At 50.9% G+C, this 19,828-nt stretch carries 11 protein-coding genes and 1 pseudogene; 11 read left to right on the forward strand and 1 reads right to left on the reverse strand.

Features of this window, described 5'->3' with window-relative positions:
* Window positions 1-43 precede the first annotated feature (43 nt).
* Both cbiQ and MPAL_RS08470 read left to right on the forward strand, forming a co-directional pair.
* On the forward strand, window positions 44-832 hold the full coding sequence (cbiQ, locus tag MPAL_RS08465; protein WP_012618331.1) for a cobalt ECF transporter T component CbiQ: 789 nt from the start codon (window positions 44-46) through the stop codon (window positions 830-832).
* Between the two features lie 13 nt (window positions 833-845).
* The gene (locus MPAL_RS08470; RefSeq protein WP_012618332.1) at window positions 846-2,081 is read left to right on the forward strand and encodes an energy-coupling factor ABC transporter ATP-binding protein; all 1,236 of its coding nucleotides are present in this window, start codon (window positions 846-848) and stop codon (window positions 2,079-2,081) included.
* Window positions 2,082-2,362: 281 nt separating this feature from the next.
* Here the strand turns inward: MPAL_RS08470 and MPAL_RS08475 are convergent, their stop codons facing one another.
* Window positions 2,363-3,583, reverse strand: a complete 1,221-nt coding sequence (locus tag MPAL_RS08475; protein ID WP_330217446.1) for a PAS domain-containing protein — start codon at window positions 3,581-3,583, stop codon at window positions 2,363-2,365.
* On the opposite strand from MPAL_RS08475, the gene MPAL_RS16935 reads away from it, so the two are divergent.
* The 9 genes and pseudogenes from MPAL_RS16935 to MPAL_RS08515 all read left to right on the forward strand — a co-directional run bounded on the left by MPAL_RS16935 (window position 3,482) and on the right by MPAL_RS08515 (window position 19,472).
* Window positions 3,482-3,703 carry a hypothetical protein gene (locus MPAL_RS16935; protein WP_236610494.1) on the forward strand — a complete coding sequence of 74 codons (222 nt, stop codon included), beginning with the start codon at window positions 3,482-3,484 and terminating at the stop codon, window positions 3,701-3,703. The two genes, MPAL_RS08475 and MPAL_RS16935, sit on opposite strands and share 102 nt — an antisense overlap.
* A gap of 207 nt (window positions 3,704-3,910) precedes the next feature.
* Window positions 3,911-4,225, forward strand: a complete 315-nt coding sequence (locus MPAL_RS16940; protein ID WP_236610495.1) for a hypothetical protein — start codon at window positions 3,911-3,913, stop codon at window positions 4,223-4,225.
* A gap of 202 nt (window positions 4,226-4,427) precedes the next feature.
* Window positions 4,428-7,478, forward strand: coding sequence for a methyl-accepting chemotaxis protein (locus MPAL_RS08480; protein WP_012618334.1), 3,051 nt, complete (start codon window positions 4,428-4,430; stop codon window positions 7,476-7,478).
* A 14-nt stretch (window positions 7,479-7,492) separates the two neighbouring features.
* On the forward strand, window positions 7,493-8,038 hold the full coding sequence (locus MPAL_RS08485) for a chemotaxis protein CheW (protein WP_012618335.1): 546 nt from the start codon (window positions 7,493-7,495) through the stop codon (window positions 8,036-8,038).
* Between the two features lie 48 nt (window positions 8,039-8,086).
* Window positions 8,087-10,096 carry a response regulator gene (locus MPAL_RS08490; RefSeq protein ID WP_012618336.1) on the forward strand — a complete coding sequence of 670 codons (2,010 nt, stop codon included), beginning with the start codon at window positions 8,087-8,089 and terminating at the stop codon, window positions 10,094-10,096.
* A 951-nt stretch (window positions 10,097-11,047) separates the two neighbouring features.
* Complete coding sequence (locus MPAL_RS14560) at window positions 11,048-15,115, forward strand: methyl-accepting chemotaxis protein (RefSeq protein WP_012618337.1); 4,068 nt, start codon at window positions 11,048-11,050, stop codon at window positions 15,113-15,115.
* A 14-nt stretch (window positions 15,116-15,129) separates the two neighbouring features.
* Window positions 15,130-15,676, forward strand: a pseudogene (locus tag MPAL_RS08505) (chemotaxis protein CheW); the annotation flags it as partial.
* A gap of 538 nt (window positions 15,677-16,214) precedes the next feature.
* Entirely contained in the window at window positions 16,215-17,273 is a 1,059-nt protein-coding gene (locus MPAL_RS08510; protein ID WP_012618338.1) for a lysylphosphatidylglycerol synthase transmembrane domain-containing protein, read from the forward strand.
* A gap of 147 nt (window positions 17,274-17,420) precedes the next feature.
* Window positions 17,421-19,472 (forward strand): sodium-translocating pyrophosphatase, encoded by a 2,052-nt coding sequence (locus MPAL_RS08515; RefSeq protein ID WP_012618339.1) that lies wholly within the window; start codon window positions 17,421-17,423, stop codon window positions 19,470-19,472.
* The last annotated feature ends 356 nt before the right edge of the window (window positions 19,473-19,828 follow it).

Below are 19,828 nucleotides of genomic sequence, written 5' to 3' on the forward strand. Positions count from 1 at the left end.
GAGAAGAACGGGCCGGGTAGAGAGTTAGGATTGGATAGTACTCATGATGGAGCACCTCCTCGATGAATATACCCAGTGCAACGCACTGAGCGACCAGGATGCCAGACTCAAGTTGGGCCTTGGCATCGGGGCGATCCTGATCTGTACATCGTCGACAACGCTGTTTTCACCTATCTTCATCGCGGTGAGCATGGCCGCGATCACAGTGGGTATCGCAAAGATTCCAATGCGACTCTATCTTGCGCTGCTCACCATCCCAATCTCATTCTCACTCACCAGCGGAATCGTCATCCTCTTCACCGGCGGTGGCGGAGCAGCACTCGTTTCACTTCCTATCCCTCCTGGAATCACCCTTACGGTGACCACGGGGTCCGCGAACCTTGCAATCCTGCTGATCGCGAGGACCTTCGGGGGGATGTGCGCACTCTATTTCATCGCCCTGACGACTCCGATCACCGAGATCTTCTCTATCATGCATTCCCTTCGTCTGCCCTCCAGTCTGATCGATCTCTCGATGCTGATCTATCACTTCATCTTTGTGCTGATTGGTGAAGCGATCTCAATCCATACGGCACAGGTGCTGAGGCATGGATACGATACCTTTCGGAATAAACTCCAGTCCCTCGGCATGCTTGCAGCGATGCTTTTTATCCGAGCCTGGCAGCAGGGAGAGGATCTGCTGACCGTGATGGACGCCCGCTGTTACGATGGGAGACTGGACCTCGGCGAAGACCATGCCCGGCCGGGAATTCTGGCCGTCACATTGGTTCTCGTCTACCTGTCTGTCTGCATTGGAATCGCATATCTCACCGCATCTATGAGAATCTTCTAAGAGGTAATTAGTCATGTCCACCATCCTTGAATTCAGAGACGTTCATTACGCATACCCGAACTGTCAGGAATCCCTAAGGGGCGTGAACTTCTCCATATCAGAGGGGGCGAAAGTCGCCCTCGTCGGCCCGAACGGGGCAGGAAAGACGACCCTCATCCTCTCCTGCAATGGAATTTTGAGACCCACCAGCGGGGAGGTGCTCTTTCATAACAGTCCGCTCAGGTACGACCGATCGAGTCTGCGTGACTTACGGAAGAAGATCGGCCTGGTCTTTCAGAACTCGGATGCCCAACTCTTCGCCCCGACCGTCTACCAGGACGTCGCCTTCGGTCCGGTGAATCTTGGTATCGCAAAGGATCAGGTCAAGGCACTGGTCCAGAGGGGACTCTCCGCGGTGGGACTGATTGGATATGAACGACGCCCACCACACCTGCTCAGCGGCGGCGAGAAGAAGAAGGCCGCGATCGCCGGCGTGCTGGTCATGGAACCGGATGTTCTGATCTTCGACGAGCCGACCAGTTCCCTGGACCCGGCTGGGGCTGCCGATCTGATGGAACTGCTCGATGAGTTGAATGTGCAGGGGAAGACGATCATCATCTCGACCCATGACATCGAACTCGCATACCAGTGGGCTGATGATATCATCCTGATGAACAGTGGGCTCGTAATTCACCAGGGGCCTCCAGAAAAGGTCTTTATGGATCCTGCCCTGATCGCAGCCACAAACCTGCGCACCCCGGCGGTCCTTGAGACCTTTACAGAACTGGTCGCACGGAAGATCCTTTCAGGGCCGAAGGCTCCGCGGTCGGTCCTTCATCTCGTGAACTGCCTGGAACAGAGTCTTAACCGGCAGCGTGACGCAAAAGAGTATGGTTCAATCTCGGTCTGCAATGTTGATACGGTGCCGGCAGAAATGATTCATTGCTGGGTACAGACCCATCCTAACCACCGGAAGGGTGCGATGGGAACCCGGGCAAAGCACCTGGCGACAGTTGAAGAGATCGTCCTCGATTACACCTATGATGTGATCGACAAATGCATTCTACGCGCACTCATCGGGGAGTCATCCCTGATTCTAACGAGCACAGGGATGGTCCAACGAGTCGAACGGCGGGTGTTTGCCTTTGACGAGGAGAGCGGGATTCGGATTGCAGTGGATCTGACTGCACTGGATAGGGAGGTACCACAGGCACCACACTCCCTCCTGCAAGGAGACCACAGGGAGTGCCAATCTGGTCCACAAAAATAGTGGTGTGCCATGCTTCCAACCGTTCTGCACCTTCAAAGGTTAATAATTGTATTCTGATCATACCAGACACCAGAGATACATCCCCTGATTAAGTCATTAAAGAATCTGCCTATCACACCCCAATCCAAAACAGGAATGAAGTGATCGATCCAGTTCTTTCCAACCATCTCCTCTTCGGGGTATCCAAACAAGGTACACTCACACGTCTGTTACTTATCTGCACGACATTCCCAATCACCACCAGCAGAGAACCCACGAGATCGAAATACAGCCTCGCCCTCTTACGCTCCCAGACGAATTTCATCCTCCCCATTTTTTCTGTTCGATATGTCACGACCTATCCCTTCAAGCGCAGTGATGCAACCCTGATCATCTCTGATGAATACAACAGAGACCTCAAGCCATCCCCAACTCTTATCTTTTCGTCGGAACCTGACCGTTGTTGGACCCTCAAAAATCCGGGGATCATCTAAATATGAGAGGAAAGCCCTGTAATTCTGCTCATTCAAGACCTGGGTGACCAACACCGGATTGGCATAGAACTGATCCTGAGAAAAACCGGTCAGCAGTTCAATAGAGGGACTGAGGTAGTCGATATTGAACTCCGGTTGTATGGATATTCGAAAGATTACATCACGAGCATTTTCAATCAGGAGATGGTACTTCTCCTCTGCCCCCTGGAGAGCAGTTTCATACCCCTTCCGTTCACTGATATCCCTGACAAAGAAGCATGAATATTCCCTCCCTCCAAACAAGAGGTGATTGATCATCATCTCAACCGGGAACCAGGTGCTATCCACTCTCAGGATCATCCGTTCTATCTTGAACGGACCATCTTCAACCAGCAATTCCCAGAGTTCCTGCCACTGAGTACGCTCCGGATAGTTTCTTTCGATGTAGGTCATCAAGGATTCACCAATATCTAACCCGAGCACCTCCTTGCCTCGCCTGTTGATCAACGTGACAATTCCATACTGATCCGTCCAGAGGATCATCTCTGCTGCATTGTCGACACCATACTTTGTGAGGCGGAGTTGCTGCTCCGCTGCCTCCCGATGACTGACTTCCTGAAACAGTTGTCGGTTTATCTCACGAAGTTCATCCGTTCTTTTCTGGATAACCTCTTCGAAATGAGTATGTAAATGCTCAAGACGATCTTCTGTGTTTTTCTGATCGGTGATATCAAGACCTGTACACAAATATTCGGTAAGACTACCAACCCAGGAGAATAGCCCCCGGTATGTCCATCTCACCCATCTAATATGGCCATCACCCGTGAGAACGCGATGTTCAAGGAGGATCATGGGGCTCTGAGGAGTCAGAGTTAACAACCTCCCGGAGGTTCTGGCCCAGTCCTCTTCAGGCACCATCAGCCTGAACCGAAATCCAATCAGTTCATCATGGCAGTGTCCACTCATACGACAGAAAGCCAGGTTCACTTCGATGATAGACAGATCCAGAGAGAGACGACAGTAGACCTCCTCCATCTGATCGAGCAGCATCCTCTCAAAATCCGAACCACTTCCCCCCAGTCCCATACCACCTTTTTCTTCGCAGAGGCCCTTGAGGATCACAGCCGCTCCAGGTCGACCACTGGAAAAAACAATGGGAAGCAGGTGTAACTGCAGTTCATGCGTCAGAGGTCCCCATCTCGGGACGATACTGATTGCACCCTCCTTTCCTCTCACCGCTGCAGTGGCCAGTGTCAGGATCTTATCGCATGCCTTGAGCGGATACAGCAGGTCATTGAGAGTGGTGCCGGTGATAGCACCAGATACTGATTCCAGATAATCAGATAACCGGTTATTACAGGAGACTATCATCAGTTCATGGTTCAGAATGAGGAGACCATCAGTGCAGAGACGCTGGAGCGTTCTAACCGGGTAGCGGGAGGCCGTCAGGTAGATCTTGGAATTCCCCATCTTCCTGAGATCGACGGATCCCTGTATCTGCAGGATCTCCAGATACTTGGCAACCGAATTCCGGTTTGCCCCCATGATCTCAGCAATCTCCTGGATAGAGAGACCCCGGGGGTTCAGATTGAGGATGGTTCTGATCTCATCAAATTCCGACTGACCTTGCTCTTTACCCCTTCTCATTCACTTATACCTGCTCCGATCCTAAGAAGAGGTATTGAAATATAATTCTCCACCTATGCTTGGCATTAGCGACAATTTATCTAAGTAATCCTCAAATTTTCAGTACATCTCCACCCTGTTCAAGGAAGAGGTGCTTTTCATAAGGCATATCAAACGGAGAAGAAACGATGCGCCGATCCGACACACACTCCGATCAGGAGACTCAAGGAATGGGAACGGAATCAGTGCAGGTCATGAGGCAATAAGTATGGATCCTAACGAAAATACAAAGGAACTTGAAATAACAAAGGAAAAGGCGCAGCAGTTTGAGTTACTCTCCGCCGGACAGAAGAAAGCAGTCACTGATATTCTTTTCATCGCAGAGAAGGCGAAGGGCGGAGATCTCTCTGCACGGATTGACCTTGCCAACCACACCGGAGACTTCAAGATGATCGCCGAAGGGATCAACACCCTCCTCGACGTCTTCACCGAGAAGAACTCCTGGTATAAGGCGATCATCGATGCGGTGCCATTCCCGATCCATGTCACCGACCTGGACATGAAATGGACGCTGATGAATGCGGCCTTTGAGAAGACGCTGATCGAGCAGGGAGCAATTAAGAACCGTGACACCTCCATGGGACTGCCCTGTTCCACAGCCAACGCGACGATCTGCAACACCGAGGGATGCGGGATCCGGCAGCTGCACAAAGGGGTCACCGAGAGTTACTTCGTCTGGGGTGAGATGAATGGCAAACAGACCACCTCGTCCCTCCGCGACCAGAAAGGGAACCAAATTGGATATGTTGAAGTCGTACAGGACCTCACTTCAGTCATTGCGGTCCGTGACTTCACCAAGGCCGAGGTGGACCGAATGGCAACAAATCTCGCCCTGCTCGCAAAAGGAAACCTTAACTTCGACCTGACCGTCAAGCCGGCTAACAAATTCACCCAGGCAGAGCATGATGACTTTGTGAAGATGAACGAGAACCTGCAGGAGGCGCAGCTGGCGATCAGTGGCCTCATCAACGATGCGGAGATGCTTGCCAATGCAGCCGTCGAAGGCAAACTCTCGATAAGAGCGGATGCAACAAAACATCAAGGCGATTACGAGAAGATTATCGAGGGATTCAACCAGACGCTCGATGCGGTCATCGGACCATTAAATATCGCTGCTGACTTTGTCGCCAAGATCAGCGCAGGGATAGCACCAGAAAAGATCACAGCGGATTATCAGGGTGACTTCAATGTTCTGATGCATAACCTGAATCAGCAGATCGATGTGATTGTGATGCGGAATACTGAACTTGATATGCTGATAGAGGCTGCAATCGAGGGTAAACTCGCAACACGCGCCGATCCTTCCAAGTTCCAGGGTGGTAACAAAAAGATGATGGTGGGTCTCAATGCGATGCTCGATGCCATCATCGCTCCGTTAAATGTTGCCATAGATTATTATAATAAAATCGGTATTGGCGACATTCCAGAAAAGAGAACCAACAAGGTGAACGGCGATATCATCGCGATGCAGAAAAGCATCAACAACTGTATCGACAACATCAATGCACTCGTTGCTGATGCCAATATGCTCTCGGTAGCAGCAGTCGAAGGAAAACTCGCGACTAGGGCGGACGCAACCAAACATCAGGGTGATTACCGGAAGATCATCGAAGGGGTCAACCAGACCCTCGATGCTGTTATCACACCATTGAATCTGGCTGCAGAATGCATTGATCGGATCAGTAAAGGTGATATTCCTGATAAGACAAACCGCCAGCTCAATGGTGACTTCAACACACTTCATATCAACCTGAACAACCTCATCGACAACATCAATGCACTCGTCACCGATGCTAATCTGCTCGCAGAAGGCGCCATAGAAGGAAAACTCGCCAACAGAGCGGATACAACCAGACACCAGGGTGATTATCGGGAGGTTATCGAGGGATTCAACAGAACGCTCGATGCCATCATCGCTCCGTTAAATGTTGCCATAAATGGTTATGATAAGATCGGGAAAGGCGATATCCCCGAGAAGAGAACCAACAAGGTGACTGGGGATATCATCGGGATGCAGAAGAGCATGAACGCCTGTATTGACAACATCAATGCACTCGTCACCGATGCTAATTTGCTCGCAGAAGCCGCCATCGAAGGAAAACTCGCCAACAGAGCGGACGCAACCAGACACCAGGGCGACTACAGGAAGATCATCGAGGGATTCAATAAGACGCTCGACGCCGTGATCGAGCCGGTCGATGAAGCGATGCGGGTTGCACATGAGTTCTCCGAGTATAATTATCAGGCCAGGATGGACAAGAACCTCAGAGTTGCCGGAGACTTTGTCAAATTCAGGGATGCCCTGGACAATATCGGGATCTCGGTCTCAGCCGCAATAGGAGACATCAATAATCATGTCACCGACCTCGCAGCCTCGGCAGAGGAGGCGAACGCAAGCATTGAGGAGGTGGTTTCCGGGGCACAGCAGGTCGCTGAAAGTGCCGGCAAGGTCAGTTCCAACGCTGAGAAAGGGAACCAGGGTCTCGAACAGGTACTCAAGGCGATGGAGGACCTCTCTGCCGCCGTTGAGGAGGTGACCGCCAGCAGCGAGTCTGTAGCTAACCTTGCAAACAGTGCAAACACCCTCTCCAAGGACGGGGCCGAACTCGCACGGAAGGCCGAACAGGGGATGGTCGGGATCACCCGATCCACCACGGAGGTGGACCAGATCATCGGCGAGATCAAGTCAGAGATGCAGAAGATCGGAAAGATCGTCGGCCTGATCTCGGACCTGGCCAACCAGACCAACCTGCTCGCCCTGAACGCGGCCATCGAGGCCGCCCGAGCCGGCGATGCCGGCCGTGGGTTCGCCGTGGTCGCCGCGGAGGTGAAGTCCCTCGCCCAGGAGTCGAGGACCTCTGCTGAGTCGATCGCCGAGATGATCGGCGGTCTCCAGCACAAGTCAGAACTGGCCGCACAGGCGACCGCATCCGCCTCAAAAGAGGTCGGTGAGGGGTCAGCGGTCCTCTCTGAGACTCTGAACGTCTTCAACCGGATCGTTGCCGATGTCGAGAAGATCACCCGCTCGGTCGAAGAGGTTGCAAGCGCCTCCGAAGAGCAGGCAGCCACCGTCGAGGAGATCACGGCCAGTGTTCATGAGGTGAGTTCCCTGGTGGACGGAACGGCCAGCGACGCAGGGGATGCCGCAGCAGCCAGCGAGGAGTCCTCGGCGGCGATCGATGAAGTCGGAAAGATCATCGAGAATGTAAACGTGATTGTCGACTCAGTCTCCAGTGGGATCAATAAATTCAGGGTCTGAATGGTGTGGTTTCGATGACTGACTCCATTCAAGAGGATCAACCAGAATCCGGGAGAGGAAATACACGAGGAGAATTGAAGGCCAGTGCTGCGGAGAGCGTCCAGGTGGTGGAGTTCCTGCTCGGAAGAGAACACTTCGCCATCGATCTCTTCGATGTCCGGGAGGTGGTGGAATATACCACCATCACCAAACTCCCCAACACCCCTTCCTACATCAAGGGGATCATCGATCTCCGGGGTGAGATCACCACGATCATCGATCTGAAACAGCAGATGAACATCCCGGAAGACACGGATGTGCATGAGGAGGACTGCAGGGTCATCGTCCTCGATGATCGAATCACCAAATCAAAGATCGGGATCATGGTCGATGACGTATCATCGGTCTCCACCTTCTCCCTGACCCAGGTCGATAAAACTGCCATCGCAGAGACCAGCGCAGACACTCATATCATCGGCATCATCAAGAAGCAGACCCGGATTAAAGAGAGGGATATCACAGAACTGATCATCTGGATCGATATCCGTCATCTACTTGAGACCATCAACCACACGGTCTGATCTATGGGATCCCTTCCAGTTTTTTTTTCAAAGGAGAATAAGAGAGAGATGGTTGTTAAAGCCGGACCAGGTTCTTCTAGGGTGGCAGAACCCCCACCACAGATCACAGAGCCTAGCATACGGATCCTCTATGTTGATGATGAACCTGAACTGCTTGAGATCGGAACATGGTTTCTGGAAAAGACAGGGATCTTCACAGTGACCGTCAGTTCGTCTGTTAAAGAGGGACTCAAGATCATCGACAGTCATTCATTCGATGCGATCGTTTCTGATTATCTGATGCCCGAAATGGACGGCATCGCTTTTCTCAAAGAGTTACGGCACCGTGGTGATCAGACCCCATTCATCCTCTTCACAGGCCAGGGAAGAGAACAGATCGCCATCGAGGCCTACGAACAGGGGGCAGACCATTATGTACAGAAAGGAGGCGACCCCCGCACACAATTTGTTGACCTTGCTCACAAGATCAGAGCCAGTGTTGAGAAACGTCTGATCGAAGAGAAGAACAGAGCTCTGACCAGACGTCTCGATTTCATGAGCCGAATCAACAAAGCACTTGCCCGGAGTCGGGACCGTGATGAACTGCTCGTAGAAATCTCCGACCTTGCGATCCAATTCTGGAATTTTGAACTCTGCTGGACTGGGTTCATCGACCCGGAACAGAGCATGGTGTTTCCCTATATCGCCCGCAGCAGTGATGGACAGGTGCCAGATATCCCCGGGATCACCCTATCAGATCCAAAAGAGGGAGAAGGGGATGACCCCTGTGGGGATGCATTGATTCGGGGATACCCTTATACCTGTAATGATATCAGTCATCTTCAGGTGATCCCCCAATGGGGTGAATGGGCAATGACCCAGGGCTACAACTCACTTTGTTCAGTGCCGCTCAAATTATATGGAGATCTGATCGGTGCAATTGTGTTCATATCTCGACAGAGAGATGTCTTTGATGGGGATCGGATAGAGATGTTCTCTGAGATTGGAGACGATATCTCATTTATTTTCAGTACCCTTGAGAGAGAGGAACGTTCTCATAGCACAGAGAATACTATCACCGCGAGTGAACCTCAAAACCAATCTCCAGACAAGGACCAACTGCTCAACCTGATCGATCAAACCACTGATGGGATCCTTCTGACCGACGAAGAAGGGATGATACTCATCTGGAATCAGAGCATGGAGCGGATCACCGGCATTTTAAAAACTCAGGCACAGGGAATGCCTCTCGGGGCGATATATGCCTTGCTCAACGCAGAAAATGACCCGGAAGAATATCAGCAGATAGATCTAATGCTCAAAGCAGGCCCTACACCATGGCCAGATATACCATGGAAGAGTACACTGATCACTTCCGGCAGAGAGAAAAAAGAGATTGAGACGTTCTGGTCTGTTGTTCAGACCAGTTGCGGGTTTAGAATACAGAGTATTGTCCGTGAAATTTTCAGGCAGTCATCAAAAAACTCACATCATATCCCAATGAACTCGTATCTCCCGACACTGATCGATGATCTCCTTGAGGTGATCTATACTGTGGATAAACACGGGATCGTCACTAGGATCGGTTCTGCGATCGAACGGCTCTCATCATATTCTGCACGGGAACTTATCGGTAAAGATCTCTGTGAACTGGCTTATCAAAAAGATAGACTCGTCCTGAAGGCCATGATAATGGCAGCCATACAGAAGGATGAATCACCAGATCTGACCTTTAGGATTCAGGACAGAGATGGCACGCTCCATCACATGAAGGGTTCGCACCACCCGCTGAACAGAACCGGGAAGGACAGCGGGTTAATCGGGATACTCTCAGAAGTGACCACACAGACAAAGACCTGCACTACCCTGCAGAGAACAACCCAAAAAGAGGATCAACTCTTTGAAGTCATCCACCATTCCCTCCTCAATCAAATCACTGCCCTGAACTGCTACATTGAACTGCTCGTCGAAGATAGCAGAGGGAAAAATCCGACGGATCATTATCTGGGAAAGATCAGAGAGATCGCATTGGCGATCCAGAATCAGGTCTTCCAGATCAGGGATAGCCGTGAGATATAGGTGGAACTTTCCTATATTTGTAATTTCTATCAGTAACAGATACACAGTACGAGCATCCGTATATCCTATAAAACTCCCCATTATTCACGATGTTACTGCTGTTTGATTAGATTTGCGACGTGTTTCCGGGATTGATTTTGAAAAAGTCAATCCCAGCCTTCCAGCCCATTATGAGATACATGATACTCTTTTTTCCTCACGATGAATAGATCACCTGCCAAATCATTTCATCATAGAAGAGAGGAGAGGAGACTTATTTGACTGGTCAATCATTTGAAGGAGAGCAGAGAGATCCCATCGAGGTACAATATACGGTGAATGATCTGATCGAGGAAACTGATGGTCAGACGTGCAGTTAATAGTTGTGGTTTTATCTCTTGCCAATGGATCTTCAGTTCCATTGGTGAACACAAATCATATTTGAGACAGAGACGAGCATCGTTACGGCACCCGATCGAATGGAAAGAGAAAGTAGACCTTTACCGCAACGAAGAATTTCACCTCAACATAATCTAATACCATCGGCATGTTGACACATCTTGCCACAGAATTCCAGTTCAGGTCCAGTTCCCGTGAGATATTAGTTATAGAAAGTCCACGCGGGTCCTATTCAGGACTTCCTTGATGGATGTCAGGTCCGGTTTTGCCAGGATCATGCCAACATCCTATCCTGCCGCCCTCCAGGCAATGTAGATTGAATATGATCTGTCTCCAATTTTTTGCCATGCATAAGTGCTGGAGCCTTCACAATTAGATATATTTAAATAATAATTCTGGTACTCAGAACGAAGATCCAATCCGTATCAATAGAGCAGGTCTACTACAGGAGAATTACCATGAGATCGTTTAGAATAAGACATTCCCGGATCGATGAAATCGTTCCAGGTTTGAACAGGTGGAATGCAGGAACATCCGGAGTGCAGTCGGACCATCTCAACAGGGGCGTCTGAAATGTCTGCTGATAAAGAGGACAGTCCATCAGGGTCTCTGGCACCTGACCCGACAACGATAGCACTCCTCATTCAAGGACTTGATCAGCTCCCGATCCCGATGCATGTGATCAGCAAAGACCACAGGATTCTCTACACCAATGAGGCTGCTGCATCACTGGTTGGAGAGAAACGAGAAGATATGATCGGTAAAAAATGCTATGATATCTTCAAATCCCCAAACTGCAAAACCCCCAACTGCACGTGCGAGATCGCGATGGAAAAGAAGATCCTCTATAGTGTCGATGTTCCCATCGGGGACAGGGTGATCTACGTAACCAGTGCACCCCTGATGGACAGTACCGGCACCGTGATCGGTGCGATAGAGTACTTCCCTGATGTGACCGGACAGAAGAAGGCAATCGCCGATATAATCACAATCACAGAAGAGGCGAAGAGCGGGGATCTTTCGGCACGTACAGATCTTACCCTCCATACCGGGGACTTCAAGAAGATGGCCGAGGGAATCAACAATCTCCTCGACATCTTCGTCGAGAAGAACAGTTCGGTCAGGGATTTCACCAAGGCTGAGGTTGAACGGATGGCTGCAAACCTCTCCCTGCTCGCAGAGGGAGACCTCAACTTCGACCTGACCGTCAGGCCGGCCGACGAGTTCACTCAGGCAGAATACGCCGATTTTTTGAAGATGAACGAAAGTCTGCACCAGGTGCAGCTTGCGGTCTGTGCAGTGATCAACGATGGTGCTCTGCTCACTGAATCTATAGGAAAGGGGAAACTTTCAGTGCGTGCTGACACCTCCCGGCACAAAGGAGACTTCAGGCAGATCATGGCAGGGTTCAACCAGACGCTCGATGACCTAATTCGCAGGCTCCGTATTGTATCGGTTGCAGTCAGCAAGATCGGAATGGGAGTTATTCCAGAGAAGATCACAACCGAAACGTATGGAGAGTTCATTGATCTTAGGGACAACTTAAATGCCTGCATTGACGGGCTTGGCGGGCTGGTCGAGGCAAATCAAATCCTAGAACGGATGGCGAATAACGACTACAGTAAAGGGATTGAAGGGAACTACCTTGGCCTCTTTGAAGAGGTCAAGATCCATGTCAACACGGTCAAGGATCGGGTCAACACACTGGCCACCTCGATAGAGAAGATCGGCGATGGCGATCTCAGCGAGTGGAAGGAATATGTTGCCATAGAAAAGAGATCAGAGCAGGACCGGTTGATCCCGGGATTCATTCGAACACTTAAACATCTGCATGCTTTGACCGAAGATACGGGGAAACTCGCCAGATCAGCCATCGAAGGAAGACTTGAAACACGAGCTGATGCCTCGGCCCATGAGGGGGAATACCGAAAGATCATTGAGGGGATTAACCAGACGCTCGATGCCGTCATTGGACCATTGAACATCGCTGCTGACTATGTCGATCAAGTCAGCACAGGGATCATGCCTGAGAAGATCACGGCAGAGTATAAAGGTGATTTCAACGTCCTGATGGGAAATTTCAACCACCTGATCGATGTAATGAGGATGCGGAATGATGAGATCGAAATGCTGATCGAGGCTGCGATCGATGGAAAACTTGAAACTCGCGCTGATCCGTCAAAATTCGAGGGTGGTAACAAGAAGATGATGGAGGGAATCAATGCAATGCTCGACGCAGTCATCGGGCCCTTGCATGTCGCTGCCGACTATGTCGACAAGATCAGTTCCGGGGAAATTCCCCAGAAGATCACCGATCAGTATTACGGCGACTTCAACACCATCAAAAACAATCTGAACAACTGCATCGATGCGATTGTCGAACAGGCGAATACCGCACAGAAGATTGCAGAAGGCGACCTGTCGGTGAAGGTGAACGTACGATCTGATAACGATCTTGTTGCAAAGAGCCTGGTCGATGTCATTAATGTTCTCGCAAATCTACAGGAAGAACTGCTCCGGTTGACCGAAGCTTCCAGTCAGGGGAAACTGACTGAACGTGGAAGGGCGGATCAGTTCAATGGCGCATATGCCGATGTGATCCACGGCGTAAATCATATGCTTGATGAGATCATTCTTCCAATTGAGGCAGGCAACAAGATTCTGCGCCAGATCCGGGGTGGTGATCTGAGCGAACGTGTGGAGATCGAGTGCTATGGCGACCATCAAAAGATGAAAGATGCGATCAACGGCGTCCACGCGTGGTTGAATGACCTGATCACTTTTATTACAAAAATTGCCAATGGCGATCTCACCGCTGATATGGAGAAGGCATCCGAACGTGACCAGATCCATGAGTGGCTGATACTGCTCAAGAATAACATCAATGCACTCGTTGTTGATGCAGAATTGCTCTCAGCGGCAGCAGTCGAGGGTAAGCTTGAGACCCGGGCGGATACAACCAAACTCCAGGGGAACTACAGAAAGATCATTGAAGGGTTCAATCAGACGCTCGATGCCGTCATCGGGCCTTTGAATATTGCGATTGAAAATGTTGAAAAGATCGCCATAGGGGTCGCACCGGATAAGATCACGGCAGAATATAAGGGGGATTTCAACCACCTGATGATAAATCTGAACCACCTTGTCGATGTTATGACGATACGAAACGCTGAGATCGAGATGCTGATCGAGGCTGCAATCAATGGAAAACTCGCAACACGCGCTGATCCGTCAAAATTCGAGGGTGGTAACCGGAAGATGATGGAGGGTGTCAATGCGATGCTTGAAGCCGTCATCGGGCCTCTAAATGTCGCAGCAGATTATGTCGACAAGATCAGTTCCGGGGCGATCCCCCTGAAGATCACCGACCAGTACAACGGGGACTTCAACACCATCAAAAACAATCTGAACACCTGCATCGATCACATCAACGCACTCGTCGCAGATGCCAATATGCTCTCGATGGCAGCAGTCGAAGGCAGACTCGCAACCAGGGCAGATGCAACCAAACACCAGGGTGACTACAGGAAGATCGTTGAAGGGGTCAACCAGACACTCGACTCCGTTATCGGACCTGTCATTGAGGCGACGCGGGTCGCAAAAGAATTCTCCCAGTACAACTACGCGGCCAGGATCGACAAGAACCTCATATTGGCTGGAGACTTTATCACGGTCAAGGAGGCCATGGATAATATCGGAATCGCGGTCTCGGCTGCAATCGGAGATATTGGCGTGCAGGTGACCGACCTCGCAGCCTCGGCAGAGGAGGCGAACGCAAGTGTAGAGGAGGTGGTCTCAGGGGCACAGCAGGTCGCTGAAAGCGCCGGTAAGGTCAGTTCCAACGCTGAGAAAGGGAACCAGGGTCTCGAACAGGTGCTCAAAGCGATGGAGGATCTCTCCGCCGCCGTCGAAGAGGTGACTGCCAACACCGAGGCAGTAGCCACCCTTGCAAATGGTGCGAACACTCTCTCTAAGGACGGGGCCGAACTCGCTCGGAAGGCTGAACTGGGGATGGTTGGAATCACCCGATCCACCACCGAAGTGGACCAGATCATCGGCGAGATCAAGGTCGAGATGCAGAAGATCGGGAAGATCGTCGGCCTGATCTCGGACCTGGCCAGCCAGACCAACCTGCTCGCCCTGAACGCGGCAATCGAGGCCGCACGGGCTGGCGATGCCGGCCGCGGGTTCGCCGTGGTCGCAGCAGAGGTGAAGTCTCTTGCCCAGGAGTCGAGAACCTCAGCAGAATCGATCGCCGAGATGATCGGGGGACTTCAGCAAAAATCCGAACTGGCAGCGGTAGCCACAGCCTCAGCATCAAAGGAGGTCGGCGAAGGGTCGGCAGTTCTCTCCGAGACCCTGAATGTCTTCAACCGGATCGTTGGTGATATCGAGAAGATCACCCGTTCGGTCGAAGAGGTTGCAAGCGCCTCTGAAGAGCAGGCAGCCACCGTAGAGGAGATCACGGCCAGTGTCCATGAGGTGAGTTCCCTGATAGGCGAGACAGCCAGCGACGCAGGGGATGCAGCCGCTGCTAGTGAGGAGTCCTCGGCGGCGATCGACGAGGTCGGAAAGATCATCGAGAATGTGAATGTAGTCGTCGATAAAGTCTCCATGGGGATAGGAAAGTTCAGAGTCTGAACAGTGAGGTTGTAATGACTGAATCCATTCATGAAGATCGGCCTGAAACTGGGAGAAGATATATTAGAGGAGAACTGAAGGCCACTGCCGCAGAGAGCGTCCAGGTGGTTGAGTTTCTCCTCGGCAAAGAGCATTTTGCCATCGATCTCATCGATGTCAGAGAGGTGGTGGAATACACCACTATCACAAAACTTCCCAACACACCCACCTATATCAAGGGGATCATCGATCTTCGAGGTGAGATCACCACGATCATCGATCTGAAACAACAGATGAACATCCCGGAAGAGACCGAAGTGCATGAGGAAGACTGCAGAGTCATCGTCCTCGATGATAAATAAGATCACAAAGTCTAAGATCGGGATCATGGTCGATGACGTCTCATCAGTCTCCACTTTCTCCCTGACCCAGGTCGATAAGACTGCCATCGGAGAGACCAACGCGGACACCCATATCATTGGCATCATCAAGAAACAGACCTGGATAAAAGAGAAAGATATCACTGAACTGATCATCTGGATCGATATCCGGCATCTGCTCGGAACCATCAACCACACGGTCAGATCTATGGGATCCCTTTCCCTTTTTTCCAAGAAGAACGGGAGGTATATGATGAAAGCCAAAACCAGGTCTTTTAATGGTGGCAGAACCCTCTACAAATAATAAAGACCTGCAACTCCATGGTGGAAAACCCAAAAAAAGATTTACTCTCTGATATCACCCCTCATATCTTCTCAATCCAATGACCACTCTGAACTACTCATCGAAGAGAACATAGAATCGATCAGATGAGAAAATCCCCAGAGATGAAGACCAGTGGTATGCCGATATAATAAAAGATATGTGCATTCAAATCTAAATTCATCAGGTATTATCCGCCAATATATAAATTTAATAGAGATCTGGTCCTCCAGAGAGAGATCCGGAACTTGAGAAGAATCCTCTTGATTCTTCGAAGATCTGGTTCATCTCTTTGGGAAAATGAGACAACGATATTATTTCTGGAGAGAAGAACAAGGAACCAGTACTATAAACCTGTCTCCATCAAGATCTAAGATACGATTTCATAAGATCGGAACTGTAGAGTTAAGGAGCATACATGGAGCGGTCGCAGATAAAGTGGGTCTGGATTTCAATCGCATTCAGTTTACTGGTGCTGGTCGGGGTTATGATCACCACCTACGACAAGAATACCCTCAATTACCTGCTCCATTTTAATCCATATTACCTTCTGTTAGCGATCGGCCTCCGAACCAGCTCGCTGGTATTCTGGGCATTACGTATCCAGAAGATGGCAAAATCACTGGGATATAAGATTCCATTTTTCTATTCACTCAACCTGGTGATGGCCAACCTGCTCGCCGGCGCGATCACACCAGGACAGGCAGGCGGGGAACCGGTCAGGGTTCATGAACTCTATCGGGCCGATGTCAAGGTCGGCGACGCCACCGCGATTGTGATCATGGAGAGAGTACTGGATGGCGTCGTCCTGACTCTGATGGGAATCATCGCGATGCTGACGCTCGGTGGGATCTGGCAATCTCTCTCAATTGAAGTGATCATCGCAATGATGGTCGCCTGGACGTTCATGATCGGGATTGTTATCCTGCTGATCTTTGCAGCACGAAAACCAGAACGGGCAAAGAAACTGATACTCAGAGTGTTATCCTGGGCAGAGCGCAAGACCCCGGTAGAACGACTGAAGAAGTCGATAGTATTTGCCAACCAGGAGATCGATAACTTCTTCGCGGCCCTCAACTTTTTTACGAGTAGAGGCCGGCGTGGACTCTTCGAAGGGACTGTCTTCACCATCCTCTTCTGGTCATCAGAGTTCTTCGTTGCGTCGCTGCTGTTGGTCGCGCTCGGGCAACACCCGTTCATCGCCGAATCGTTCCTGTTCCAGTTGATCATAGCCGTCGTGATGATGGTCCCGCTGACCCCAGGATCATCAGGGATCGCTGAACTCTCGGCGACATCCCTGTACGTCCTGATCATACCATCGTCGATCGTCGGTGTTTTTGTGCTGCTCTGGAGAGCCCTGCTCTACTACTTCAACATTATCGTCGGGCTGGTTGCAAGTCTGATCATCGTCCGACGCGAGATGAAGAGGACTGGGTCTGATAAAAGCATGACATCTATAGAAGAACAGACCAAATAGTTCCCTGTGCGTGCTTCCAGCACAACAAAAGCGCTATCTATTTTTATTACGCAACCAATATCTGTTGTCTCACAGAGCATCGTTACATGATTTGTAGCAGATACCCTATCCAAAAAAAGGGAGTGGGAATTTAATCGAGAGGTTACTATGTATGTCCAGTTGATTATTACCGCTACAGCCGGCCTGATTGCGCTGGCTGTCGCAGCATTATTCGCATTTGAGGTGATGAAAGCTGATACAGGGACTGCGGGGATGCAGTCTGTGGCAGCGGCGATCAAAGAGGGGGCAATCGCCTTTATCAAGAGGCAGTACTCGACGATCGCAGTTCTAGCTCTCCTAGTTGCGGTGTTGATCTTTGCGGTCTTCAGTTTCACCGGGAATACGGAACTGGCCTGGCACACGGCCGTGGCGTTTCTGTTCGGAGCATTCTTCAGTGGTCTCGCAGGGATCATCGGCATGTGGGTATCGGTCCACGCCAACCTTCGCTCGGCCGCTGCAGCACGGACAAGCCTTGGAAAGGCTGTGAAGATTGCACTTCGCGGTGGAGCGGTATCAGGTCTGACGATCGTATCGCTTTCACTTCTCGGTGTCGCTATCATCTTCACACTGCTTGGAGCAAACCCGCAGGAGACCCCCTTTGTCATCGTCGGGTTCGGGTTTGGAGCTTCATTCATCGCGCTCTTCGCCCAGCTCGGTGGTGGGATCTACACCAAGGCGGCAGATGTCGGTGCTGATCTGGTCGGCAAGGTCGAGGCAGGGATCCCTGAAGACGATCCACGCAACCCGGCCGTCATCGCAGATCTCGTCGGGGATAACGTCGGGGACTGCGCCGGTCGTGGTGCAGACCTGTTCGAATCCACTGTTGCAGAGAATATCGGGGCTATGATCCTCGGTGTCGCGCTCTTCCCGATCTTTGGGGTGAATGGCGTCCTCTTCCCACTGGTGGCCGGCTCGTTCGGGCTGCTGGCGACGATCATCGGGATTCTCTCAGTCACTGAGAAGGACGGCAACAATCCCGATCCAATGCGGGGACTCAACAAGGGATATTATGTGACTGCGTTCATCTCCATGATTCTCTTCTACGTGGCGGTCACCTGGTTCCTTGGAAATATATGGTTCTTCTATGCTGGTCTTGTCGGCGTTGGACTCTCGCTGGTCTTCGTCTATATCACCCAGTATTACACAGACTCAAAATACAGGCCAGTTCAGTCTATCGCAAAAGCTTCGGTGACCGGAGCCGCGACCAACATCATCACAGGACTTTCAGTTGCGTTTGAGACCACCGGTGTCTCAGCAATTGCCATCAGCATTGCTCTGCTCCTCTCATACAAACTCGGAGAGATGAGCGGTGTCGCAAACGGTGGACTGTATGGTACCGCAATGGCTACGATGGGAATGCTTGCACCCTGTGCATATATTCTCGCAATGGATACCTTCGGACCGATCGTCGACAATGCCGGTGGCATCGTCGAGATGAGTGGCCAGAACGAGGAGACAAACAGGCGGATTGCAATCCTTGACTCGGCCGGAAACACCACCAAGGCTCTGACCAAGGGATACGCAGTCGGCAGTGCGGCACTCTCTGCGTTCCTACTCTTCAACGCATATATGACCGATATCACAAAGTTGACAGGGAAAGCATTCGAAGTTGTCAACCTTGCACAGATCCCAGTCTTCGTCGGTGCCCTGCTCGGTGCAATGCTCGTCTTCCTCTTCACATCGCTCGCAATCCGGGCAGTCGGAGAGACAGCCCAGTACATCATCACCGAGGTCAGACTCCAGTTCAAGAACCCAGGAATCCTGAAAGGGACTGTCAAGCCCGACTATGCCAGGTGTGTCGACATCACCACCAAGGGGGCCCTCAAAAACATGATCCTCCCAGGAACACTGGTGGTACTCTTCCCTATCATCATCGGATACCTGCTCAAATATGAAGCGATGGCCGCTTTCCTGATGGTCGCAACCATCGTTGGACTGCTCCTCGCATTGGTGCTCAACAACGGTGGTGGCGCATGGGATAATGTCAAGAAATTCATCGAGAGCGGTGAATACGGTGGTAAAGGAAGTGAGGCTCATAAAGCCGCAGTTGTCGGTGACACCGTCGGTGACCCCTTCAAGGACACCGCAGGGCCATCACTCCACGTGCTGGTGAAACTGCTCGCAACGATCACGCTGGTCTTTGCCGCACTCTACATCTAAACCAAACACTCAATTTTTCTTTTTTTCATAATTCCCAGTGACAGGGAATAGTGCCTAGGATGACCAGTTGGGAAATTGTAATGAACCCGGGAAGGAAGAGCAGATAATCTTCAATCAGGACTCTGAAAAAATCGTCTTTAAACGGCTGAAAGAAGAAGATATATTCAATGACTGGGATCAGGTGGCATTGGAGTCCGGATACCAGGTGCAAGTTCTGTACTGATGACGCCCACTAATATTTCTATCCGAACAGACCCATATGGGTGATTTTTCGACAGATAAACGGTGAATAACTGGAAAGCGAAGGCAGTTGAGGCCAAAGGGCTTCGGATCATCGCGAACATCGAAACAGGCCC

The sequence above is a fragment of the Methanosphaerula palustris E1-9c genome, assembly GCF_000021965.1.
Classification (GTDB): domain Archaea; phylum Halobacteriota; class Methanomicrobia; order Methanomicrobiales; family Methanospirillaceae; genus Methanosphaerula; species Methanosphaerula palustris.